We start from the raw sequence: 23,827 nt of genomic DNA on the forward strand, positions 1-23,827 counted from the left end.
GCTCTTCCGACCGACGACCGTTTCACTTCTCCCGGAGAACGCCTCTGATGCAGGCGTCGAGCGCTGCTCCCAGGTCCTCGGTAGTGCCCGGCTTGAGGATCAGCGCCTTCGCGCCGACGGCGAGCGCGGCGGCCTCGTCGACGGACGAGACGTAGCCGGAGGTGAGGACCACGGGGACGTCGGGACGGATCACGAGCACCCGGCGGGCCAGCTCGAGACCCGACATCCGAGGCATCGACAGGTCGCTCACGACGACGTCGAAGGAACCGGGCTCGGCCCCGAATGCCGCGAGTGCAGCCAACGGATCGGAGCTCGCCGTGACGGCGAACCCGAGCCGGCCCAGGGCCCTCTTCATCAGCTCGACGAGGGCGTCTTCGTCGTCCACGTAGAGGACCCGCACCCGCGGCGGCGCCTCCGTTCGGGCCGGGACCTCGGCCCTGTGCGCGCGGCCCGCGTCGAGGGCCTCGCGCACCGCTACCGCCAGTTCGTCCGACGAGAACGGTTTCGAGAGCAGCCGCACCCCCTCGCCGATCATCCCCTTCCCCGTCACGACCTCCGCCGCGTGTCCCGAGACGAAGAGGCGGCCTATTCCGGGACGCGTCTCGAGGATGCGCTCCGAGAGCTCCCTGCCGTTCATCCCGGGCATGACGACGTCGGTCAAGAGGACGTGGATCGCGCCACGGTGCTCCGCCGCCATCCTCAGCGCCGATTCCGGACCGCCTGCCGCGAGCACCGTATATCCCAGGCGTTGAAGCATCGCGGAGGAGAGCCTGAGGAGGGCCGGTTCGTCCTCGACGAGAAGAATGGTCTCTCCCGCGGCCTGGGCCTTGACGGCGTCCGGCTCGCCGCCGGCGGTGCCCCCGGTCTTGCCGTCCGCGGGAGCTCCGACGAGCCGTGGCAGGAAGATGCGGACGTGAGTCCCCTCTCCCGGTGCACTTTCGACGTCGATGTACCCGCCGTTCTGCTTCACGATGCCGTAGACCGTGGGAAGGCCGAGGCCCGGGCCGCTCCCGGCCGTCTTGGTCGTGAAGAAGGGCTCGAACACGCGGTCGAGTACGGCCCTGTCCATGCCGCAGCCGTCGTCGTGAACGGCGAGCATCGCGTGATCTCCCGGGAGGGACCCCGGCCGCACCGCACAGTACCCGGCGTCGAGAACCCGGTTCGCCGTCTCCACGACGATGGTCCCGCGATTGCCGACGGCGTCTCGTGCGTTTGAAAGAAGCGCCTCGAGGACCTCGTCGAGCTGGACCGGGTCGATCCGCACGGGCCAGATCCCCTCCCCCGGCCGGAACGACAGCGCGACGCCACTGCTGGCGAAGGACGTGAGCAGGGGCCGCAGCTGCCCGAGCGCGGCGTTCAGGTCGACGGGGCGGGGCGCGGCGGGCTGCTTCTGGGCGAACGCCAGGAGCTGCCGGACGGAACCGGCGGCCCTTCGGGCAGCCGTCCGGATCTCGCGTAGGCCTTCGCTGGCGGGATGCGACGGATCGACCTGCTCGAGCGCCAGGGCCGCGTAGCCCTGGATCACGGCGAGCATGTTGTTGAAGTCGTGGGCGATGCCCCCCGCCAGGCGGACCACGGAGTCGATCCGGCGCGACTGTTGAAGCTGCGCCTGCAGCTTCAGCTTCGCCTCCTCCGAGCGCCGCCGATCGCTCAGGTCGCGCGTCACCCCCTGCAGTTGCCTCACGCGTCCCTGGGGGTCGGTGACGAACGACGCGGCGACCTCCACGGGCCTCACGCTGCCGTCCGGCCAGATCTCGTCGAGCTCGATCACGGCGGAGCGGGCCGACGCGTCTCCGGCTTCGAAAGCGGCGCGTCGCGAGCGCAGGAGGGCCTCCACCTTTCGCCAGGAGTCGTCCGTGAGGAGATCGCGCATCGAGAAGCTCGACGCCCTCCCGTCCCGACGGCCTCCGAGCCTGTTGGCGGAGGGGCTCACGTAGACGAAACGGTCCGCGTCGAGATCGTAGAGCCAGACGACGTCCGTCGCGTTCTCGGCGAGCAGCCGGTAGCGGGCCTCGCTCTTCCGAAGGGCCTCCACCTCGCGGCTCCGCGAGATGGCGATCGACGCGGCGTGCGTTGCGAGGTCGACGAGACGCTGGTCGTGCGCCGCGGGTCGACCCGGCTCCGGGACGTGGAGAGCGAACGTCCCGAGGACCTCGCCGCTCCCGGCCAGGATCGGCGTCGACCAGGCGGAGCCGTCCTGCGGGTGCAGGTGCTCGTGGTCGGGGTCGAGGAGGAGGATCGATGCGCGCGTCCCCGGCGCCTGCTCCTCGATACCGCGGGCGATGGCGTCGAGCGTGCCTTCGAGTGGCGCCCCGGTGGCGATCATGCCGAGAACGCGGTTGTGAAGCTCCAGGGTCGCCTCGGAGGCTTTCCGTTCCGAGATGTTCCGCGCGACGCCGAGGACGCCCACGAGCCGGCCCTCGCCGTCGATCAGCGGAGTCTTCAGGACCTCGACGACCTCGGCGTGCCCGTCCTCGGGGTAATACACGACGTTCTCGAACGCGATGGGCTTGCCCGCAGCGAGGACTTCGGCGTCCTGCCGGCGGAACCTCTCGGCGCGCTCGGAGGAGACGAAGGCATCGTCCGTCCTCCCGAGGATCTCGGACGCGGGGACTCCGCAGAGCTGCTCGTACCGGGCGTTGCAGGCGAGGTGTACGCCGCCGGGGTCCTTCAGCCAGACGGGATCCGGCAGGGCGCGGAACGCCGCCAGCAGGAGCGCGAGCCCGTGGCTCTCCGGCTCGGCCGCCTCGTCCTTCGGGCGCGCTGCGGCAGGATCGTCGTTCACGTCGTGTCGACTCCCTTCCGGGTGCGGGGCGCGCCTCCTCGAAGCGCACAACGGAAAGTATAGGCCCGAGAACGGACGGCTCAGGACACCAGGGCCTCGTCGAGGGCCGAGGCTGCCGCGCGGGTCAGCCCCAGATTCGATCGCGGGTTGCACTCTTCGAGCGTGTGCCACACTGAAGAGATGTACCGCCCAGTGATGACGCTTCTCGCCGCAGTCCTTTGTTCCCTGGCGGTCGCCGCCGACCTGGGCGCAGTCCCGCGGGCCTCGGCCGGCTCGCTCTCGCTGAAGGGCAACACCGTTGCGACGAGCCCAGGGCAGTGGACCTGGGCCGGTGGTCCGGACCGCATCGCAGAAGTCGAGCGCGTCGGCGTCTACGGGACAAAGGGCGTTACGGCGCCGGAAAACGTGCCGGGCGCCAGGTCCGGTGCCGCGACGTGGGTTGACACGAGCGGGAACTTCTGGCTTTTCGGGGGCCGGGGTTTTGCCAGGCACGCGCTTCTGGGCACTCTGAACGACCTCTGGAAGTGGGATGGGGCGAGCTGGACGTGGGTCAGCGGGTCGGACACCTACGGACGTCGCGGCACCTACGGCGAGAAGGGGGTCGCCGCGCCGGGGAATGAGCCGGGTGCCCGATCTGACGCGGTCTCCTGGATCGACTCCGCCGGAAACCTCTGGCTCTTCGGAGGGCACGGACGCGATTCGGCGTCGTCGTACAACGTCAGCCTGAGCGATCTCTGGAAATGGGACGGCTCCGACTGGACGTGGGTGAGCGGGCCGATCGTCGGCAGCCGACAGGGCGTCTACGGAACGCTGGGCGTCGCGGCCCCGGAGAACTGCCCGGGAGCCCGCTACGGCGCGACCCATTGGAGCGGCGGTGACGGGAGCTTCTGGCTCTTCGGCGGCAACGGCTACGGAATGAGCCAGTACAGCTCTGGGTTGCTCAATGACCTCTGGAAGTGGAACGGCTCAGCCTGGAGCTGGATGGGCGGGTCGAGCGGCGTAAACCAGCCCGGCGTCTACGGAACGAAGGGGATCGCGAATCCGGCGAACGTCCCGGGCGGCCGCCGCAACGCTTCGGCGAACGTCGGCCCGGACGGGACGATTCTGCTCTTCGGCGGTTACGGCCAATCGGTATCGGGAAGCGGCTACCTCAACGACCTTTGGAGGTGGGACGGTGCCGAGTGGATCTGGGTGAACGGCTCGGACGTCCCGAACCAACCGGGGGTCTACGGCACGAGGGGTGTTCCGGCGCCGGAGAACGTCCCCGGGGCCAGGGAAGGCTCGGTTGCCTGGATGGACGGGACCGGGAGATTCTTTCTCCTCGGGGGCTTTTACAGCCCGACATCGAACTCCTGGGCGTCTCTGAGCGACCTCTGGATGTGGAATGGCGCCGGCTGGGTCTGGGTCGGAGGAACGAGCACACCGAATCAGACCGGGAGCTATGGCGTTAGAGGGGTGCCGGCCGCGGGGAACGAGCCAGGTGCTCGCAACGGAGCGAGTGCCGCGCGAGACGCCTTGGGAGGCGTCTACGTCTTCGGTGGCGACGGAGCGTCGTCGACGGGCAGCATCGGCGCCTTGAACGACTTCTGGCGATGGAACGGCTCCGAGTGGGCGTGGCTCTCCGGCACGAACGGAGCGACTCTCGTCGGGGTCTACGGGACGAAGGGGCTCGCGAGCCCAACCAGCCATCCTGGTGCCCGGAGGGGGGCGGTCACGTGGCTTACCGCGAACGGGGAGACCTGGCTCTTTGGGGGCCACGGCTATTCGGCGGCAGGGCTGGGCTACCTGAATGATCTGTGGCGATGGGACGGCTCCAGCTGGACCTGGATGAGCGGGACGAACCTGGAGGACCAGCCGGCGATCTCAGGAACGAAGGGAATTCCCGCCGCGGAAAACGTTCCCGGCGCGAGGGCCTGGGGCGTTTCCTGGGCAGACTCTGCCGGAAATCTCTGGCTCTTCGGCGGCCGCACCCCCGACGTCTATGACGACGGTCTCCTCAACGATCTGTGGCGATGGGACGGCACGAACTGGACCTGGGTGAGCGGAAGCCTCTCTCCCTGGAAACAGGGGATCTATGGGACGAAGGGCGTCCCCGCTCCGTCGAACGTGCCGGGAAGCAGAAGCGAGCTCACCGCCTGGGCTGACGCGACAGGCAACTTCTGGCTCTTCGGAGGGTACGGCATGGCCGGAGGATGGTTCGGAGACCTGAACGACCTCTGGCGATGGGACGGAACGAACTGGACCTGGATGCACGGGTCGAACGACACAGACGATTCCGGCTCAGGAGGAGTCCTCGGTGAGCCGTCCGCAACGAACACCCCAGCAGCGCGAACCGGCGCCATCGGATCGGCGGCCCCGGACGGAACGGCCTGGGTTCACGGCGGCGCGAGCGGGGACTACTGGTTGATGGACGATCTCTGGCGATGGGACGGAACCTACTGGACCCGAATGAGTGGAACCGGGACCTACTTCGCGAACGGGGTTTATGGCGAGAAGGGAGTGGCGGCGCCGGGGAATCGGCCGGGGGCTCGCGCCTGGGGCGCATCCTGGGCCGACGCAAGAGGCCACTTCTGGCTCTTCGGGGGCAGCCGATCCTTCGGGGCCGGCGTCTACCTGAACGACCTCTGGCGGTGGGACGGAGTGAACTGGACCTGGATGAGCGGCTCGGACGCAGCGAATGCCTCTGGCGTCTACGGCGTCGCCGGAACGCCCGCCGCCGGGAACTCCCCGGGGGCGCGGGACACCGCGTTCGCCTGGAAAGGCAATGACGGAAACTTCTGGATCATGAATGGGTTCGGCGCCGACTCCGCCGGAGTCGCCGGGCGGCTCGCCGACCTCTGGGCCTACGAGCCCCCGGCCTGTTCGCCCCCCTCGGCGACGATCACCGCGCCGGACTGGATTCTCGAGGGGAGTGGCTCACACTCCGCTTCCGTGGCCAATGCCGGCGACGGGTTCACTTACGAGTGGACGATCACCGGGGGGACGATCGACGGCGGCCAGGGAACCCCGGCGGTCACGATCTCAGCTACCGCCGGAGAGTCGAGCGTCGTCCTCGCCGTCGTCGTTCAAAAGGGCGACTGCGCCACATCCCGGGAGAAGACGATCCTCGTCGGTCTCTATCACCGGCTGGTGGTCGTCCGGAACGGCTCGAGTGCCGACCGGGTCAGCTCGGGCAGCCCCGGCTACGAAATCTCCTGCGGGACCTCCTGCTCGGCGCTCTACGGGCCCGGAACCTCGGTCACGCTGTTCGCATATCCGGGACCGAACTCTCGTTTCGCCGGGTGGGTGGGCGGAGGATGCTCCGGGACGGAATCCTGTGTCGTCACGATGAACGAATCGACGATGGTCTCTGCCACCTTCCTCCAGAAGGCGGCCGCGGGTTTCTTCCCAGTGAGCCCCTGCCGCATCGCCGACACGCGCAACCCGGCTGGCCACTACGGCGCTCCCGCACTCGAAGCGGGCGCTTCGCGCTCTTTCACAGTCGGCGGAACGTGCGGTGTCCCGGCCGACGCAGCGGCGGTCGCGCTGAACGTGACGGTCACCGCGCCGACGGACGCAGGCTCGCTCACACTCTTCCCGGGAACGGGCCCGGCACCGGACACGGGCGTCGTGTCGTTCGCGACCGGGAGAACGCGAGCGAGCAGCGTGACGATGGGTCTCGTCGGCGGAGTCCTGTCAGTCCTCGATCGTCAGGAGACCGGCACCGTGGACCTGATCCTCGACGTCAACGGCTACTTCCGCTAACAGGCCGAAGCCGGTCTCGTTCGTCCGGCCAGCGCTCCTGATTCAGGCTTCCGGCGCCAGTGCTTCGTCGAGAACCGCGGCCTCCTCCGACACGGAGGCCGTTGCCTTCGGCATCGCCCACGGTTCCCGCTCGCCGATCTGCTGACGCCACATGGCGTAGTAGAGGCCCCGCCGTTCCACGAGCTCGTCGTGGCTCCCCGTCTCGACGATGCGCCCGCGCTCGAGGACGTAGATCGTCTCCGCGTGCGCGATCGTGCTCAACCGGTGGGCGATCAGGAGGACCATGTGCCGGCGGCTGCCCGAGAGCTCGCGCACCGAGGCCGTGATCTCCCGCTCGGTGATCGAGTCGAGCGCCGAGGTCGCCTCGTCGAAGATGAGGAGGCGCGGGTGGCGCAGGAGCGCGCGGGCGATGGAGATGCGCTGCCGCTCGCCGCCCGAGACCCTCAGTCCCGATTCGCCGAGACGTGTTTCGAGCCCCTCGCCAGAGCGCTCGAGGAGCGCTCCGGCCGAGGCCTGCCGGAGCGCCTCGAGCATCTCCTCGTCGGTGGCGTCGGGCTTCACGAGCTGGAGGTTCTCGCGGATCGTCCCCGAGAAGAGCTGCGGGTCCTGGGTGACGAAGCCGATCTGGCGCCTCACGCGGTTGTAGCGCAGCTCGTTCGTCGGGACGTCGTCGATCGTGATGACGCCGCCGGTCGGGGCGTAGAGCCCGACGAGGAGCTTCACGAGGCTCGACTTGCCCGAGCCCGAGGGGCCGACGAAGGCGATCGTGTCGCCCAGCTTCGCGGAGAAGCTGATGTGGTCGAGCGCGTCCTCCGCCGCTCCCCTGTACCGGAAGGAGACGTCCTCGAAGCGCAGGCTCCCGATCTCCCCGACGTCGACGGGCTCCTCCGGACGCTGCTCGACCGGCGTCGCCATGAGCTCCCCGAACGCGAGCAGGGAGGCTTCCGCCTCCCGATGGTTCAGGAGGACGTTCCCGAGCTGCTGGAGCGGTCCGAAGATCGTGTTGAGGATGAACTGGAAGGCGATGAGCTCGCCGGGCGAGAGGGCCCTGCGGAAGATGAGCCAGAGCAGGATGAAGAGGATCGACTGCCGGAGGACGTTGATGATCGTCCCCTGCAGGAAGGCGAGGCCCCTCACCTTCTTCACCTTCGCCATCTCGAGGTCGAAGATCCGCTTCGTGTAGCCGGAGAGGCGCCCGATCTCCGCGCGGGTCAGCCCGAGGCTCTTCACGAGCTCGATGTTCCGGAGCGATTCGGTGATGGCTCCCGCCATACGCCGCGTCTCGCGCACCACCTGCCGCTGGACCGTCTTGATCTTCCGGCTCAGGAGGCCCGTGAGGGAGCCGAGCAGGAGGACCCCGATCCCGAACGCCGGGATCAGGAGCCAGTGCCGGGTGACGCCGTACCAGACGAGGAAACCGATGCCGACGAGGGAGGAGTAGAGGATCGTCACCGAGGCGTTCACGAATCGCTCGGTGTCGGTCCTCACCTTCGAGAGGAGGGCCATCGTCTCGCCGCTCGACCGGTCCTCCATCTCCTGGAACGAGAGCCGGAGCGTCCGGCGCAGGCCGTCGTTGAACATCTCCATCCCGATCGACTGCACCAGGAGCCGAAGGGCATATTCCTGCAGGGCCGATGCGAGGCGGGCGGCGAGGGCCACGGCCGCGGCGACGAGGAGCCAGCCGAGCGCACCTCGAACCAGCTCGGTCTCGGGACGGCCACCGGGATTCAGGGCGTACTGGTCGACGATCCGGCCGAAGATGAGAGGGTCGACGAGCGTCAGGATCTGGGCCACGCCAGCAAGGAGAAGCGTGAGCGCCACGAGGCCCCGGTGCGGGCGCAGGTACCGCCAGAGGATTGCCATCGCGCGTTCGTCCTGCGACTCCGTCTTCGGCTCGGCGGTCATCTCTTCGCAACGTATCACCCGACGCGATAGACTCCCCTGGTCTTCGACTCCTGGCCCCTAAAGGGGCTCCCCCAAGGGACCAGGAGCGGCGGGCAGGACTCCCCGAGGGAGCCCGGAGCCCCGAGGGTCGCCTCCGGAAACGGGACGGCCTCCCGGTTGGAAAGGAGATCGCTCGATGCACCGCGCCGCCGGAGCCGCGACCCTGCGCGTCTCCGTGACCGACCGCTGCAACCTCCGCTGCGCCTACTGCATGCCGGAGGCGGGGGTCCCGCTCCTTCCGCGCGGCGAGATCCCGTCGCTGTCGGAGCTGGCCTCGGCAGTCGCGTGGCTCGCGTCGAGGTACGGCGTGGACCGGATCAAGGTGACGGGGGGCGAGCCGCTGGTTCGAGGCGGCGTACCGGCTTTCGTCGCGAAGGTCGCCGCGATCCCGGGGGTCCGCGAGGTCTCCATGACGACGAACGGGACGCGCCTCGCCCCGGCGGCCCGCGAGCTCGCCGCGGCCGGCCTCGCGCGCGTCAACGTCTCCCTCGACACGCTCGACCCCGCCCGCTTCCGCGAGCTGACCCGGGGCGGCCGCGTCGAGGAGGTCCTCGAGGGAATCGACGCCGCCCTCGAGGCGGGCCTCGTGCCCCTGAAGATCAACTCCGTCCTGCGTGGCAGCTCCTTCCGGGAGGACGTCCCCGGCCTCCTCGCCCTCGCCGCCGCGAAGGGCGTCGAGATCCGCTTCATCGAGCTGATGCACACCGGCACCGAGGCCGCCTGGGCGATCGCCGAGCGGGTCACCGGCGCCGCGGTGCGCGAGTGGCTCGCGGCCGAGGGGGCGCGGATCACCCCCCTTCCCGCGCGCCCCAACGCGCCGGCCCGGCGGACCGCGATCGCCTGGAGGGGGCTCGAGGTCGAGGCCGGCTGGATCGACCCCGTCAGCCACTCCTTCTGCGACGACTGCGACCGCCTGCGGCTCGACGCACGCGGGCGCCTGCGCCGCTGCCTCATGGACGACATGGCCTTCCCGCTCGTCGACCTTCTCCGGAGGGGCGAGCTTGCGGAGGCCGAGGTGGAGGATGCAGCAAGGGACTACGTCGCAGGCAAGCAGCCTCCGATCGCCATGACCATCGGTTCCACGATGGCGTCCATCGGCGGCTGAGAGCTTCTTTCGGCCGCCTGCGCACCTCTCGCCCCTTTAGCCGCCTCCCCGCTCACACCCTCTCCTCCACAGGCCTTCCCACCCACGCGTAGAAGCTCGGAAGGGCGAGGAGCGTGAAGAGGGTGGAGGTCACGAGGCCTCCCACCATGACGATCGCCAGCGGCCGCTCCAGCTCGCTCCCCGCGATGCCGAAGAGCATCGGGAGGAGGCCCAGGATCGCCGCGCCGGCCGTCATCAGCTTCGGCCGCACGCGCCCGAGCGACGCCTCGCGCAGCGCCGCGAGGAACGGGACGCCGCCCGCCACGAGCGACTTCGTCTGCGTGATGAGGACGAGGCTGTTCTGGACGGCGACTCCGAAGAGGCCAATGACGCCGACGATCGAGCTGATGTTCCAGGTCTCCCCCGCGAGCCAGAGGGCGAGGAGGCCGCCCGCGAAGGCGTCGGGGAGCGTCGCGAGGACGACGAGGACCTCCCTGAGCCGCCCGAGCGCGAGGTAGAGGAGGCCCACGACGAGCGCGAGCGCCACCGCGATGGCGACGGCGAGCCGCCGCTGCGTCTCGCGCGCCTCCTCGATTTTCCCGCCGTACCTGACGATCGTCCCCTTCGGGAGATCCGCCTTCCCCACCGCCTCTGCCACGCGCCGCGCCGTCCCGCCGAGGTCGCCCCCGGCGCGGACGTTGAGGGCGAGGCGGCGCTGGCCTGATTCGCGCCGGAGGACGCTCGGCGTCGACTCCTCCGAGAAGACCGCCAGCTGGCCCAGCTCGAAGACCCGCCCCCCTTCGACGACGACGGGCAGCCGGCGCAGGATCTCCGGGCTCGTCCGCCCGTCGTTCGGAAAGCGGACGACCCGCTCGATCCTCTGCGGGCCGTCGTGGCGCACGCCCGCCTCCACGCCCTGGAGCGCGGCGGCGAGCGTCTGCGCCACGAGCCGTCTCGGCACCCCGAGCCGGCGGAGGGCGTCGTCGTCGGGGACGACGTTCCACCTCGGGAGGGGCCCGCCCGTGTCGGGACTGACGGAGGCGACGCCCGGGAGGCGAGAGAGCCGCTCCTGCAGACGCGGGAGGGCCGCCTCGAGGAGGCCGAGATCGGGGTGGAAGAGCTTCACCTGGACGTCGGCCGGCGTGCCGCCGATCCCCTCCGCGATGCGCATCTGCATCGGGGTCGTGATCTCCACCGGGAACGGGAGGTCCTCCACGCGTCCGGCCACGATCCGCTCGACCGCCTTCGTGTCGGCCCCCCGTTCGAGGACGACGAGGACGTCGCTCAGCGTGTGCGGCATCGGGTCCTCGGCCACCTCTCCCCGGCCCGTCCGCCGGTAGACCGTCGCGACCCCGGGGATCTGCATCAGCCGCGCCTCGAGCCGGAAATTGGCCTCGTCCACGGCCCCGAGGCTCGTTTCCGACGGGAGCTTCGACTGGAGCATCAGGGCCCGCTCGTCGAGGGACGGCAGGAAGTCGGACCCGAGCCGCAGCGCGAGCCAGACGCTCGGGACGGTGAGGCCGAGGGCCACGATCCTCACGAGGAGACCGTGCCGAAGCGCCCACTCCAGGGCGGGGCGGTAGACGCCCTTGATCGCCGCCACGACGCGCGGCTCGGCGAGGGAGGCTCCCGGGGGGACGAGCCTCTCGACGAGGACCGGGACGAGCGTGAAGCTGAGGACGAGGCTGATCGTCATGGCCGACGCGACCGCCACGGCGAGCGGCGCGTAGAGGCGCCCCGCGAGGCCGCCGAGCGAAAGGAGCGGCACGAAGACCGCGAGGATGACCGCCACCGCCGTGACGATCGGCACCCCCACCTCCGCGGCCGCCCGGGCGATGACGCCGCGGCGCGAGGCTCCGTCCCGCAGTCGCGGAGCCGGTGGAGGAGGTTCTCGACCATGATGACCGAGGCGTCGACGAGGAGGCCGACGGCGATGGCGAGGCCGCCGAGCGTCATCGCGTTCAGACCGAGCCCGGCGGCCGCGAGCGGGATCGCCGCGCCCAGGGTGGCGAGCGGGAGGACGGAGAGGACGACGAGCGCGCCGCGGAAGTTCCCGAGGAGGAGGACGAGGACCGCCGCGACGAAGAAGGCCCCCAGGAGGAGCGCCTTCGTGACGCCGTTGAGCGCGTCCGTCACGAGCTCGCCCTGGTCGTACATGAGCGTCAGGACCATCCCCGCCGGCAACCCGGCCCGGAGGTCGTCGAGCATCTCCTTCACGTCGCGCGAGACGGCGATCGTGTCGGCCCCCGGCTGCTTGATGACGCGCAAAGAGACGTCCTCGTGCCCCTGGTGGCGCGCGAGACCGCGGCGGAATGCGGGCCCCTCGCGCACGTCCGCGACCTCGCCGAGCGTCACGACCCCGTGCGGCGTCGCGACCGGCAGGCGGCGGACCGCTTCCGGGCCGGCGGCGAGGCTCCCCACGGTGACGAACCACCCCTTGTCCTGGATCTCGAGGACCCCGGAGGCGGAGTCCTGCTCCGTCCCCTCCAGCGCCTCGAGAACGCGGTCGAGGCCCACCTCGAGAAGCCTCATCCTCTCCGGGTCGAGCGAGACCTGCAGCTGCCGCTCCTCCCCCCCGAGGTGCTCCACCCTCGAGACGCCGGGGACGGACTGGAGGCGCGGGACGACGACCTTCTCCGTGTAGTCGCGCAGGACCATCGGGTCGACGTCGGGCCCACCCAGGACGACCTCCTGTATCTCCTGCAGGCGCCCCGCGGCGCTCGTCATCAGCGGCGCCCGGGTCCCCTCGGGGAACTCGTTCACCGCCGCCTGGAGCCGCTCGGCCACGAGCTGGCGCGCGCGCCACGGGTCCGTCCCCCCCTCGAACGTGACGACGACCTGAACGACCTCCGCCTGCACCGTGGCGACGACGCGCCTCACGCCCGGCAGGCCCCCGACCGCCTGCTCGATCGGCTGCGCGACGGTCAGCTCGAGCTCCGACGCCGCCCGCCCGGGGCTCTGGACGAGGAGCGTGAGGCCGGGAAGGGTCAGGTCGGGGAAGAGGTCGCGGCGCAGCGAGGCGAACGCCACGACTCCCGCCAGGAGCCACACGAGGGCGAGGCCGAGGACGATTCCCCCGCGCGAGAGAACGGCCTCGAAGAGGCGCGGCAGAACCCTGCGCTCAGTGGTCATGCGCGTCCCCGCCGCTCTTCCTCTTCAGGAGCGCCGCTTTCAAGAGATAAGCGCCGTCGGTGACGACGGTCTGGCCCGGCTCGACTCCGTCGAGGACCATCACGTCGCCCCCCAGCTCGGTGCCGCGTTTCACGGGACGGAAGACGGCATGCCCGTCCTCCTTCACGAAGACCCCCCAGGAGCCCTCGACCTGCTGGAGCGCGTTCTGCGGAAGGATCACGGCCGACGCGAACGGCACGCGGACCTCCACCGGCTTGCCCGGGATCGGCAGCGGCCCCCCGGCGAGACGGAGACGGTAGGAGAGGCGGCGCGTCGAAGCGCCGAGGACCGCGGGGACGCCCGCGACGCGGGCCCGCCACCGCTTCCCGTCCGACGAGCGCACGTCCGTCTCGTCGCCGAGCGCCCACTCCGGCCCGGGGAGCGGAAGCTCGAGGAGGACGAGAGACGCGCCGGCGGACTGGAACGTCCCGAGCTCCTCCCCCGCCGCCACCCCCTGCCCGACGCGCACCTTCCACTCCACGACCGAGCCGCGGGCCGGGGCCTTCACGACGAACGGCCCCGGAATCGAGCCGGGCGAGACGCCGCGCGCCTCGAGCCCGATCCGCGCCGCGTCTTCCTCCGCGCGCGCCGCCGCCGCCTCGTTCCGCGAAAGCTCCAGCTCCCGCGCCGACGTCGCGTTCCCGGCCGCGAGGCGCTCCTCGCGCCCGAGGTCGGCCTCGGCCCTGAGGCGCCTCGCGGAGGCGGTGAGCCAGCGCGCGCGAAGATCGGCCAGCTCCGGGCTCGCGAGGCTCACGAGCGGCGTCCCCGCGGGAACGGGGGCCTGGGGCGCTGCGAGCGGCGCGACGACGATTCCCCCCACCGGTGCGGCGAGGATGGCCTGGGCGTTCTCGTCGCCGATCGCCTCGCCCGGGAACCAGGCGCCTTCGGAGCGGCGCGCGGGCGCCTCGACGAGCTTGAGGCCGCGAACCCCGTCGAGGGGAATGGCGGCGCCGGCTTCCCCTTCGGCGGTCTCCGCCGACTCTCCTTCGTGGTCGTGGTCGTCATGCCCGGCGGGGGCTTCGGGGGTCGTCGGCCGGCAACCGGCCGAGAGGGCCAAGAGAAGGACAAGGAGAAGGACGAGGACGGGCCCGTCGAGTCGCTTCACGGCGTCATTCCTTTCGTCAGCGCATCCAGCTCGGCGGAGAGGAGGGAGGCGTCCCTCAGCCTCTCGAGGGCCCCGAGGCGCCCGTCGAGGAGCTGTCGGCGGGAGAGGACGGCGTCCGAGGGGCTGTCCTTCCCTTCCAGGACCCTGAGGTTCACGGCGGCGAGGGCCTCCTCGAACGCGCGTCCGTCCGGTAGCGCTCCGAATTCACGGGCCCTCTCGAGGGCCCCGGCCAGGCGCGCCTCGAGGAGGCGCCGCTCGGCGTCGGCCTCGCGGCGGCGGGCCAGCTGGAAGAACTTCGAGGCCTCGTCGCCCGAGGTCCGCTCGCCCGGGAGCGGGAACCGGTACGCCAGCCCGGCCCGGGCCACGGAGTCCGCCCCCTCCTTCGCCACCGAGCCGAGGAGGCTCCACCTCTCGAGGCGATCCGAGCTCTCGAGCGAGCCGAACGCGAGGTCGAGCGCGAGACGCGCGTCGACCGACGCCCTCGCGACGCCGGCCTCGAACCGGGCTTTCGCCTCGTTCGCCCCCGGCCACGCCGGGATCGCAGGGCTCGCGAGCTCCTGCGGCGCCTCGGGGAGGTCGGCGAGGGCCCGCAGCGCCCCCCACGCCTCCGCCGCCTCGCGCCGCGCCCGGTCGAGCTCGCCACGGGAGCGCAGGAGGTCCGCTTCCACGAGGGCCGCCTGGAACGGCGCATCCGCGCCAGCCTCCACCCTCTTTCGTGCGGCGTCGCGCCACCCTTCGAGGAGCGTCCGCTGCCCGGCGAGCGCTTCGACCCGGCTCGCGGCGAGCCACGCATCCGCATACGCCTCCGCGAGGCGACGCGCGGCTTCGGCGTCGGCCGCCGCGAGTAGGACCGGCGCGGCCTCGTCGAGGCGCACCGCGGCCGCCGCCCGGGCGCCGCCCCTCAGCCGGATCGGAACGTCGGCCTCGACCGAGAGGTCCGCTTTCGTCCCGTCGTTCTCGAGGCGGCGCGGTCCGGCCTCGACGCCGACCAGAGGACCCTCGCGGGCGAAGCTCCCGGCCGCGGCCAGCTGACGGCGGCGCTCGGCGAGGTCGGCCCGCAGCCGCGCAACGCCTGCGTCTTCAAAGGCCGCCGCCTTCACGCTCCCGAGGTCGAGCGGCGCAGAGACGGCCGACGCGCGGGCGGCCAGGCCGCAGCAGGCGAGCAGGATCCACGTGGTTCTCATGGGCACCTCGGTCAGGACACGGCTCCGCCCGCGCTGCGGGTGGAACGGGTCAGGCGAGGGCGGAACGCGGAACGGTCGCGAGGCGAAAGGGAACGCCCGAGACCGCCGGGGCCGCCCGGCTCCTCAGGAAGAGGTGCCGATCGGAACGTGCGCGATTTCCGCCGGGTGACCCTCGGCGGGAACCACGGCCGGCGTCGCGAGCTCGAAGGCGTCGCGCGGGGCAGGCGACTCGAGGCGCGCGACCCGCGGCGGGACGGGGTTCAGGCGAGTCCCGCAGGAGCACGCGACGCAGACGGGCGAGCAGCGGCCCCCGGGCACGTCGTCGGGGCACGTCTCGGCGCACTCCTCGCCGGCGAGGAGCGAGCCGAGGCTCGACTCCTGGGCCAGGAAGAACGAGAGGAGCGCAACGACGACGAGCCGCACCACGACGAGAAAATAGCACGTCCCTCCCGGGCGGCTTCCCTCCCCGGGGAGCGTTTCAGGCGGGCCGGGCGCGCCCCTCCACCGCCGATGCGGTCCAGGCCACGGCCACCGTCACGAGGCTCCCGGTGAGCGTGTAGAGAGGCCAGGCGAGCTTCGTTCCGAGGACGACGAAGACCATCGCGCCGACGCCCGTGAGGAAGCCGATCGCGGCGGACCGTGAGGTCGTCTTCCCGCGGACCGCGAGGAAGAAGAGTCCGAGGAAGCCGCCGTAGGTGAACGACGCGATGCTCAGCGCCAGCTCCACGACGGCCTGCCCGGTCCCGATGAAGATGAGCGCCGCTCCGGTCAGCAGGATCGCCCAGCCGAAGCTGACACGCCGCGAGAGACGGAGCTTGTGCTCCTCGGTCGCGGCCCGTCCCCGCTTCGTCGAGGCGTAGAGGTCGAAGACGGTGGAGCTCGAGATCGAGCTGATCGAGCCCGAGATCGTCGACATCGCCGCGGCGAGGAGGCCCGCGATGATGAGGCCAGAGAGGCCGGACGGGACCTGCTCGACGATGAACTTCGGGAAGACGGCGTCGCCCTTGAGCGGGAGGTCGCCGTAGTAGAGGAAGAGGAGCGTCCCGACGGCGAGGAAGAGCGTGAACTGGAGGATGACGGCCACTCCGCTCGCGACGAGGGCGCGCCGGCCGTCGCGCAGGCTCTCCGTCGCGAAGAGGCGCTGGACGATGATGTAGTCGGTACCGTGGGAGGCCATCGAGAGGACGGCTCCGCCGAGGATCGCCGTCAGGACGTGGTACGGCGACGTGAGGAAGCTCCCGTCGGTCTGGAAGACCGTGAGCTTTCCGGAGGCGGCCGCGGCAGCCAGCTTCGCCCCGAGCTCCGGGATCTTCGGAACGAGGACGAAGATGGCGATGGCTCCCCCGAGGATGTAGACCCCGAGCTGGATGACGTCGGTCCAGATGACGGCCCTGACGCCGCCCACCTGGACGTAGATCACGGTGACGGCCGCGGTGAGGAGGATCGCGCCGACGTACAGCATCGGGTCCGAGACCCCGGCGAAGAGGTTGTAGCCGCGGAAGATGATGACGAGCGGGATCGCCGTGGCGTAGAGCCGCACGCCGTCCGCAAAGATCCGGGTCAGGATGAAGGTCCCGGAGGCCATCCTCCGGACGCCCACCCCGAACGTCCGCTCGAGGAGGGCGTACGAGGTCGTCAGCTCGCCCTCGAAGTAGCGCGGCAGGAGGAGCCACGAGATGACGATCCGCCCGAGGAGGTAGCCGAAGGAGAGCTCGAGGAAACCCCAGGCTCCCTTGAAGGCCATCCCGGGCACCGAGATGAAGGTGAGCGCCGAGGTCTCCGTCGCGACGATCGAGGCGGTGACCGCCCACCAGCCGATCTTCTTTTCCGACAGGAAGTAGTCCTTCGCGGAGGCCTGCTTCCCCCCCTTGGCGAGGCCAAAGGCCGCGATGCCGCCCATGTACAGGACGACGACGGCCCAGTCGAGCGCGGAAAAGCCGCTCATCGTGCCGGCGGCTTCCCCCCGCGGTAGAAGCGGACGAACGCCTTCTCCAGCGTCGCGAGCCCCTCGGGGACATGCCCCTCGATCTCCTCGAGAAAGGCTTCCAGCTTCTCGCGGACGTCGACGATCTCGACGATGACGGGCAGGTCTTCCGAGAGCCGCTCGATCTTGAAGGTGTGTAGCCGGCTGTGCGCGCCGAAGCCCATGACCCCGCGCAGGACCGTCGCTCCCGCAAGCCCCCTCGCCCTCGCCTTCAGGACGAGCCACTCGTACAGGAGCTTACCCTCGTGGCGATCGCTCTCGCCGACGAAGATCCGGAGGAGGGCGCCGTCTTCGGGGAGGGTCATCGTCACCTCCAGAGGAGCTGGGCCGCGACCCTTCCGAGCGCGACGGCGAGGAGGCCCAGCACGAGCTGCCCCCCGGCGTTCGCGGCGGCGGCCAGTGCCTCGCCGCCGCGCAGGAGGTTCAGCGTTTCGTTGCCGAACGAGGAGAAGGTCGTGTAGCCGCCGAGGACACCGACGAAGAGGAACGTCCGGGTCTGGCCGGACGGCACGCCCCGCGTCTCGGAGAGCTGCGCGAGGAGGCCGATCACGAAGCAGCCCGTGACGTTCACCGCGAAGGTTCCCCACGGGAACGTCGCGCTCCTGGAGAACGCCTGCACCGCGCCCCCGAGGAGGTGGCGGAGCGAGGCGCCGATCCCGCCACCGAGGAAGACGAGGGCGAGGGACTTCATCGGTCGGGGGAGCGTAGCACCGGCGGACGAACGACCGGCCGTCAGCGCCGCGCCGCCACCGCCGTCCGCACGAACCACCCGGCGAGGAGAGCCGCCAGGACCCCGCTCGCTATCCTGATCGCCGGCGTCTCCACGATGAAAATCCCGACCATCAGGGCGAGGATCGGCGCGAGGTAGACGAGCGCGTAACGGGCCACGTACCCGCCGAAGCTCGGCATCGGGACGCCGTCCGACTCCGCGATCGCCTTGACCATGAAATTCGGGCCGTTCCCGATGTACGTCATCGCGCCGCAGAAGACCGCCCCGAGGCTGATCGAGACGAGGAAGACTTCCCTCACCCCTGCCACGGCCGGCTCTCCCCCGAGGGCCTTCGCCAGCTCGAAGAACGTCACGTAGGTCGGTGCGTTGTCGAGGACGGACGAGAGGCCCCCGGCGAAGACGAAGAACGTCACCCTGTTCAACGGAAGGGCCGCCGCGTTCTGGGCGAGGTACGCCAGCGCCGGGACCATGGTCAGGAAGATCCCGATGAAGAGGGCCGCCACTTCCTGGATCGGCCCCCACTCGAACCGGTTGTCCACGAATCGCGTCTTTCGGTCCCCGAGGCGGAAGGAGAGGAACGCGGCCGTCAGCAGGACGATCTCCCGGAACGGGACCCAGGCGGCCCACGGGGCGTGCCCCGCGTGGATCGCGTGGAGATCGACGGACGGAACGAGCGCGACCGCCGCGACGATGACCCCGAGGAGGGCGATGCTCTCCTTCCCGTGAACGGCGAGGGGCTTCACCTCGATCGCGTCGCGGACGATGTCGGGCATTTCTTCCTTGCGGTACGCGAGGTTGTCGACCGAGTAGTAGGCAACGAGCAGCATCCCGTTCACGAAGAGCCACTCGGGGAAGAGGTTCAGCGTCCAGAGGAACGGGACGCCCCGGAGGAGGCCGAGGAAGAGCGGCGGGTCCCCGAGCGGCGTCAGGAGGCCGCCGCAGTTCGCCACGACGAGGATCGTGAAGACGACCGTGTGGACCTTGTGCTTCCGTTCCCGGTTCGTGTTCAGGAGCGGCCTCACGAGGAGCATCGCGGCTCCGGTCGTGCCGATCAGCGAGGCGAGAACGGCGCCCGCGGCGAGGAAGAGGGTGTTGTTGCGGGGCGTGGCCCGGATGTCCCCGGCGACGAAGACGCCTCCGCTCACGACGAAGAGCGAGAAGAGGAGCGTGATGAACGCGCCGTATTCGACGAGCGCGTGGATCACCTCGGTCCGGCCGCCGAGGCTCCAGACCCAGACCCCCATCGGCACGCCGAGGACGAGGGCCAGGAGGAGCTGGAAGCGCCTCTTCTCCCAGAGGTGCTTCGTCGCGGGCATGAGCGGAAACGTGGCGATCGCGGCGAGGAGCGCCACGAAAGGGAGAAGGCCGTACCAGGGAACCGTCATCTGTACCTCGAAACCGCGGCGGCTACTTCAGGAGCGCGAGGAGACTACCAGCGGCGACCGCCGTACCGATGACGCCGGCCACGTTCGGCCCCATGGCGTGCATCAGGAGGTAGTTGTCGGGGTCGGCCTCCTGGCCGACGTTGTGGGCGACGCGCGCGGCCATGGGGACGGCCGAGACGCCTGCCGCGCCGATGAGGGGATTGACCGGCGTCCCGGGGAGGACGGCCATCAGCTTGCCGAGGAGGACGCCCGCCGCCGTCGAGAAGGCGAACGCGATGCAGCCGAGGACGAGGATCTTGAGGGTGGCGGTCCTCAGGAAGCTGTTGCCGTCCATCGTCACGCCGACCGAGAGACCGAGAACGATCGTGATGAGGTTGATCAGCTCGTTTTGCGCCGAGCGGTTCAGCCGCTCGGTGACGCCGCACTCGCGGAGGAGATTCCCGAACATCAGGAGGCCGATGAGCGACGTCGCCGCCGGGACGATGAGGGCGCAGATCACGGTGCAGAGGATCGGGAAGGAGATCCGGAGCCACTTCGGAACGTCGAAGTTCGCTTCCATCCGGATCATCCGCTCCTTCTTCGTCGTCAGGAGCCGCATGATCGGCGGCTGGATGAGCGGCACGAGCGCCATATACGAGTAGGCCGAGACGGCGATCGCCCCGAGGAGGTGCGGCGCGAGCTTGATCGTCAGGTAGATCGAGGTCGGCCCGTCGGCCCCGCCGATGATCCCGATCGACCCCGCCTCCTGGGGCGTGAAGCCGAGCCAGCCGGCGACGATGAAGGTGCCGAAGACGCCGAACTGCGCCGCCCCGCCCAGGAGGAACGTCTTCGGGTTCGCCAGGAGCGGCCCGAAGTCGGTCAGGGCGCCGAGGCCGAGGAAGATGAGGGGCGGGAAGATCTCGAGCTCGACCCCCTGGAAGAGGTAGTGGAAGAGCCCGCCCGGCGCGCCGCTCGCGGGAAGGGCCATGAGGCCGTTGAGGGGCAGGTTCGTCATGAGCGCCCCGAAACCGATCGGGACGAGGAGAAGCGGCTCGAACTCCTTCTTGATCGCGAGCCAGAGCAGGAAGAACGCGACCGCGATCATCACTCCCTCGCGCCACGACAGCGCGAGGAAGCCGGTCTGCGCGATCAGCTTCTCCATGTCACCCCTCCGGAACGTAGCGGATGAGGGGGTCGCGGACCTGGACGGCCGCGCCCACCTCCACGCAGACCTCCGCGATCGTCCCGGTGCGCGGGGCGTAGATGTACGTGTCCATCTTCATGGCGTCGAGGAGGACGAGGGGCGTCTTGGCCTCGACCGGCATTCCCTTCGTCACGAAAACCTTCTGGACGGTCCCGGCGAGCGGCGAGGCGATGGTGTTCGGGTCCATGCCGCCGGCGGGAACCGAAGCGGGAGCCGGGACCGAGGCGGGCCGCGCGGCCTCCGGAATCGGAAGGGCGGCGGCCCCCGGGTACGGGAGGCTCGCCGGCGAGCCGATCGCCTCGTCGTCCTGGAGGACCTGGACCTCGACGTCGTAGACCTTGCCACTGACGGTGATGCGGAGCTTCTTCATTTCTGTCTCTATCTCTTGGGTTCCATACGGTGGGAGCGCAGGATGTCGATCCGCCCGACACGCGACCAGTTCTCCTGGCCGGCGGGACGGAGGACGTGAATGCGACGGACGACGACGGCCTTGCCGAGCGCGGCGTGGGCCGCCGCGGCGAGGACCACCACGAGCTCGGGCGTGATCCCGTCTTCGGGAACGGCGGCCGCAGACTTCGCCTGGCGGCGGGAAACGGCCTGGAGGGCGTAGAGGACGCCGACCAGGAGCGTCATGACGCACATCACGACGCTCATGCAGATCAGGGCGACGACGGAGGGCGACATCATCGTCGCCTCACATCGGGATGTTGCCGTGCTTCTTCTGCGGGCGCAGGTCGCGCTTTCCCCGCAGCGTGACGAGGCGCTCGATGAGGAGTCGCCTCGTCCACGACGGCCGGATCACGTCGTCGACGTAGAGAGCGGCCGCAGCACGGAAGGGGTTGGCGTGAAGCCGCCGGTACTCGGCGGCCTTGTCGGCGAGGAGGGTGTTCTTGTCCTTCACGGTCTTCGCGGCTTCCAGCTCGCGGCGGTGGAGGATCCTGGCGGCCCCCTCCGGTCCCATGACGGCGATCTCGGCCGTCGGCCAGGCGAGGACGGAATCGGCCCCGAGGTCCTTCGAGCACATGGCGAGGTAGGCGCCGCCGTAGGCCTTGCGGAGGATGACCGTCATCTTCGGGACCGTCGCGGCCGAGTAGGCGAAGAGCATCTTCGCCCCGTGCCGGATGATCCCGCCGTGCTCCTGCGCCACGCCCGGCAGGAACCCGGGGACGTCGACGAGCGTGACGAGCGGGATGTTGAAGACGTTGCAGGTCCGCACGAACCGGGCCGCCTTGTCGGACGCGTCCATGTCGAGCGACCCGGCGAGGTGCATCGGCTGGTTCGCGACGAGGCCGACGACCATCCCGCCGAGCCGGCCGAAGCCGACGACGATGCTCTTGCCGAACGCGTCCTGGACCTCGAGGAATATGCCGCCGTCGACGAGGCGGTTGATCACTTCGCGGACTTCGTAGCTCTTCCGCGGGTCTTCCGGGACGATCTCGTCCAAGGCGTCGTCGTCGACGAGGGGCGCCTCGAAGGCGACGTCCGGAGGCGACTCGAGGTTGTTCGCCGGGAGGTAGGAGAGGAGCGCCTTGACGGTAGCGATCGCGGCCCGCTCGTCGGGCGCGGAGAAGTGGATGTTCCCCGAGACTTCCGCGTGGACGCGGGCGCCGCCGAGCGCCTCGTCGGAGATCACCTCGCCTGTGGCCGCCTTGATGACGTCCGGCCCGGCGATGAACATCTTCGCGCTCTCCTGCACCATGACGATGAAGTCGGTGAGGGCCGGCGAATAGGCCGCTCCGCCGGCGCAGGGTCCCGCGATGACGCTGATCTGCGGGACGACGCCCGACAGGAGGGTGTTCGTGTAGAAGATCTGCCCGTAGCCGGAGAGCGCCTCGACCCCCTCCTGGATCCGTGCGCCGCCCGAGTCGTTGAATCCGACGACGGGAAGGCCCACCCGGAGGGCGCCCTTCAGGCATTCGCAGATCTTCGCGGCGTGCAGCTTGCCGACCGAGCCGCCGCTGACGGTGAAGTCCTGGGAGAAGGCGTAGACGGCCCGCCCGTCGACCCACCCCTTCCCGGTGACGACCCCTTCGCCCGCGAGGGCCTTGCCGCCCGGCTCACCCGAGCCCCCCTGGGCCCAGAGGCCGAACTCGACGAAGCTGTCGGGATCGAGGAGGAGGCCGAGACGCTCGCGCGCCGTCAGCTTTCCCTGGCGATGCTGCTTCTCGATCTTCTCGGCGCCGCCGCCGAGAAGAAGCTCCCGCCTCTTTTGATCGAGGTCCGAAAAACGACTGGACATGTGCCTCCTCAGTGAGCCCCCCGAGCGGAGGGCGGAGGAATTCTACGCTTCGACGGCTGCGAGGCGGACCGCGAGTCTTGATGCAGGGAGACCGGGTCTCCGGTAATCTGACTTGTTTATGGACACTGCCGTCGACTTCGCTGCCCTTCCCCCGGACACCGGCCACGCGGAGCTCGTCCGCGGGCTGTGCGACGCCATCGAGTCCATCTGGGACGAGGGCCTCTACCCGCAGCTCGAGATCGACCGTCCGTGGTCGCGTCACAATCCCGTCCTGAAGGGCGAGTTTGCGCGTCCACGCGCCATCCGGTGGTACCTCGAGCGGGAGCTCGGCAAGCTCGCCGCCGGCGGCGCTCAGGTCTCCGTGACCGGCACCCGACCCCGGATTCCGTTCGACGACCCCGCCCTCTTCGAGAGCCTCGACGAGGACGCCTGGGACCTCCGCCAGAAAAAGCTCTTCCTCTTCCGGCCCGAGCGGATCGACCTCTCCCTCAACCGGCTCGAGCACTACACCGGCACCTCGCCGGAGCGGTTCCAGCGGCACGTCCTCTTCACGAACTACGAGATGCACGCCGAGGCGTTCCGCTCCCGCTACCCCGGCGCCGTCGGCCCGGGCCGCTCCGTCCAGATGCCGGCGTGGCATCACGAGCTGCCCGGCGCCGCGGGCCTCACTCTCGTCAACATCGGGGTCGGCCCGTCGAACGCCAAGACGATCACCGATCACCTGGCCGTCCTGCGCCCCGACGCCGTCCTCATGGTCGGCCACTGCGCGGGCCTCAGGAACCACCAGGAGATCGGCGACCTCGTCCTGGCGACCGGCCACATGCGGGACGACCGGATCCTCGACGACGTCCTGCCGACGAGCGTCCCCGTCTCCTCGAACCACTTCCTCAACGCTCTCCTGATCGAAGGGATGGAAGCGCGAGGCCTCACCTACCGGATGGGAACGGTCTTCACGACCTCCAACCGGAACTGGGAGTTCAACCAGGAGCGGGCGCTCGCCGCCATCCAGGCGAGCCGCAGCGTCGCGGTGGACATGGAGTCGGCCACGGTCGCCGCGAACGGCTTCCGCTACCGATTTCCGACCGCGGCGCTCCTGTGCGTGAGCGACAAGCCGCTCCACGGCCAGCCGAAGCTCTCCGCAGAGGCGCAGACCTTCTACCGCGCGAGCCGTGTGACCCACCTCGAGGTCGCGGCCGAGGCGCTGGAGAAGGTGCGCGAACGCTTCCCCGGGGGCCTTCCCGCCTCGGACATCCGCTCCTCCGACGAGCCGCTCCTCGGGTCGGGCTGAC

17 protein-coding genes and 1 riboswitch are annotated in these 23,827 nt (G+C 70.3%); of the genes, 3 read left to right on the forward strand and 14 right to left on the reverse strand.

Features of this window, described 5'->3' with window-relative positions:
• Positions 1 to 22: 22 nt before the first annotated feature.
• Complete coding sequence (locus IPN03_19625; GenBank protein MBK9375860.1) at positions 23 to 2,785, reverse strand: response regulator; 2,763 nt, start codon at positions 2,783 to 2,785, stop codon at positions 23 to 25.
• Positions 2,786 to 2,965: 180 nt separating this feature from the next.
• On the opposite strand from IPN03_19625, the gene IPN03_19630 reads away from it, so the two are divergent.
• Positions 2,966 to 6,529: a hypothetical protein gene (locus IPN03_19630; GenBank protein MBK9375861.1), complete on the forward strand. Its 3,564-nt coding sequence runs from the start codon at positions 2,966 to 2,968 to the stop codon at positions 6,527 to 6,529.
• Positions 6,530 to 6,571: 42 nt separating this feature from the next.
• Here the strand turns inward: IPN03_19630 and IPN03_19635 are convergent, their stop codons facing one another.
• Positions 6,572 to 8,392 (reverse strand): ABC transporter ATP-binding protein, encoded by a 1,821-nt coding sequence (locus IPN03_19635; GenBank protein ID MBK9375862.1) that lies wholly within the window; start codon positions 8,390 to 8,392, stop codon positions 6,572 to 6,574.
• A 71-nt stretch (positions 8,393 to 8,463) separates the two neighbouring features.
• Positions 8,464 to 8,618, forward strand: a riboswitch (molybdenum cofactor riboswitch).
• Between IPN03_19635 and moaA the strand changes: the two genes are divergently transcribed.
• A complete protein-coding gene (moaA, locus tag IPN03_19640) occupies positions 8,610 to 9,578 on the forward strand; it encodes a GTP 3',8-cyclase MoaA (protein MBK9375863.1) in 969 nt (322 codons plus the stop codon). Its footprint overlaps the riboswitch before it by 9 nt.
• Positions 9,579 to 9,630: 52 nt before the next feature.
• Here the strand turns inward: moaA and IPN03_19645 are convergent, their stop codons facing one another.
• From IPN03_19645 to IPN03_19700, 12 genes are all read right to left on the reverse strand, one after another.
• Positions 9,631 to 11,991, reverse strand: a complete 2,361-nt coding sequence (locus tag IPN03_19645) for an efflux RND transporter permease subunit (protein ID MBK9375864.1) — start codon at positions 11,989 to 11,991, stop codon at positions 9,631 to 9,633.
• 687 nt (positions 11,992 to 12,678) lie between these two features.
• A complete protein-coding gene (locus tag IPN03_19650; GenBank protein MBK9375865.1) occupies positions 12,679 to 13,833 on the reverse strand; it encodes an efflux RND transporter periplasmic adaptor subunit in 1,155 nt (384 codons plus the stop codon).
• Positions 13,830 to 15,017 (reverse strand): TolC family protein, encoded by a 1,188-nt coding sequence (locus IPN03_19655; protein MBK9375866.1) that lies wholly within the window; start codon positions 15,015 to 15,017, stop codon positions 13,830 to 13,832. Before IPN03_19655 ends, IPN03_19650 begins: the two co-directional genes overlap by 4 nt.
• Before the next feature lie 123 nt (positions 15,018 to 15,140).
• The gene (locus IPN03_19660) at positions 15,141 to 15,443 is read right to left on the reverse strand and encodes a hypothetical protein (GenBank protein MBK9375867.1); all 303 of its coding nucleotides are present in this window, start codon (positions 15,441 to 15,443) and stop codon (positions 15,141 to 15,143) included.
• Positions 15,444 to 15,495: 52 nt separating this feature from the next.
• Complete coding sequence (locus tag IPN03_19665; GenBank protein MBK9375868.1) at positions 15,496 to 16,962, reverse strand: sodium:solute symporter; 1,467 nt, start codon at positions 16,960 to 16,962, stop codon at positions 15,496 to 15,498.
• Entirely contained in the window at positions 16,959 to 17,306 is a 348-nt protein-coding gene (locus IPN03_19670) for a DUF190 domain-containing protein (protein ID MBK9375869.1), read from the reverse strand. Before IPN03_19670 ends, IPN03_19665 begins: the two co-directional genes overlap by 4 nt.
• A 2-nt stretch (positions 17,307 to 17,308) precedes the next feature.
• Entirely contained in the window at positions 17,309 to 17,692 is a 384-nt protein-coding gene (gene crcB, locus IPN03_19675; GenBank protein ID MBK9375870.1) for a fluoride efflux transporter CrcB, read from the reverse strand.
• A gap of 41 nt (positions 17,693 to 17,733) precedes the next feature.
• A complete protein-coding gene (locus tag IPN03_19680) occupies positions 17,734 to 19,116 on the reverse strand; it encodes a sodium:proton antiporter (GenBank protein ID MBK9375871.1) in 1,383 nt (460 codons plus the stop codon).
• A gap of 22 nt (positions 19,117 to 19,138) precedes the next feature.
• Entirely contained in the window at positions 19,139 to 20,200 is a 1,062-nt protein-coding gene (locus IPN03_19685; protein ID MBK9375872.1) for a sodium ion-translocating decarboxylase subunit beta, read from the reverse strand.
• A 58-nt stretch (positions 20,201 to 20,258) separates the two neighbouring features.
• Positions 20,259 to 20,669 (reverse strand): acetyl-CoA carboxylase biotin carboxyl carrier protein subunit, encoded by a 411-nt coding sequence (locus tag IPN03_19690; protein MBK9375873.1) that lies wholly within the window; start codon positions 20,667 to 20,669, stop codon positions 20,259 to 20,261.
• 8 nt (positions 20,670 to 20,677) lie between these two features.
• Positions 20,678 to 20,983: an OadG family protein gene (locus tag IPN03_19695; GenBank protein ID MBK9375874.1), complete on the reverse strand. Its 306-nt coding sequence runs from the start codon at positions 20,981 to 20,983 to the stop codon at positions 20,678 to 20,680.
• 10 nt (positions 20,984 to 20,993) lie between these two features.
• On the reverse strand, positions 20,994 to 22,538 hold the full coding sequence (locus IPN03_19700; protein ID MBK9375875.1) for an acyl-CoA carboxylase subunit beta: 1,545 nt from the start codon (positions 22,536 to 22,538) through the stop codon (positions 20,994 to 20,996).
• Positions 22,539 to 22,656: 118 nt separating this feature from the next.
• Between IPN03_19700 and IPN03_19705 the strand changes: the two genes are divergently transcribed.
• Positions 22,657 to 23,826 (forward strand): AMP nucleosidase, encoded by a 1,170-nt coding sequence (locus IPN03_19705; protein MBK9375876.1) that lies wholly within the window; start codon positions 22,657 to 22,659, stop codon positions 23,824 to 23,826.
• Position 23,827: the final 1 nt, after the last annotated feature.

This window comes from Holophagales bacterium (genome assembly GCA_016719485.1).
GTDB lineage: Bacteria > Acidobacteriota > Thermoanaerobaculia > UBA5066 > UBA5066 > UBA5066.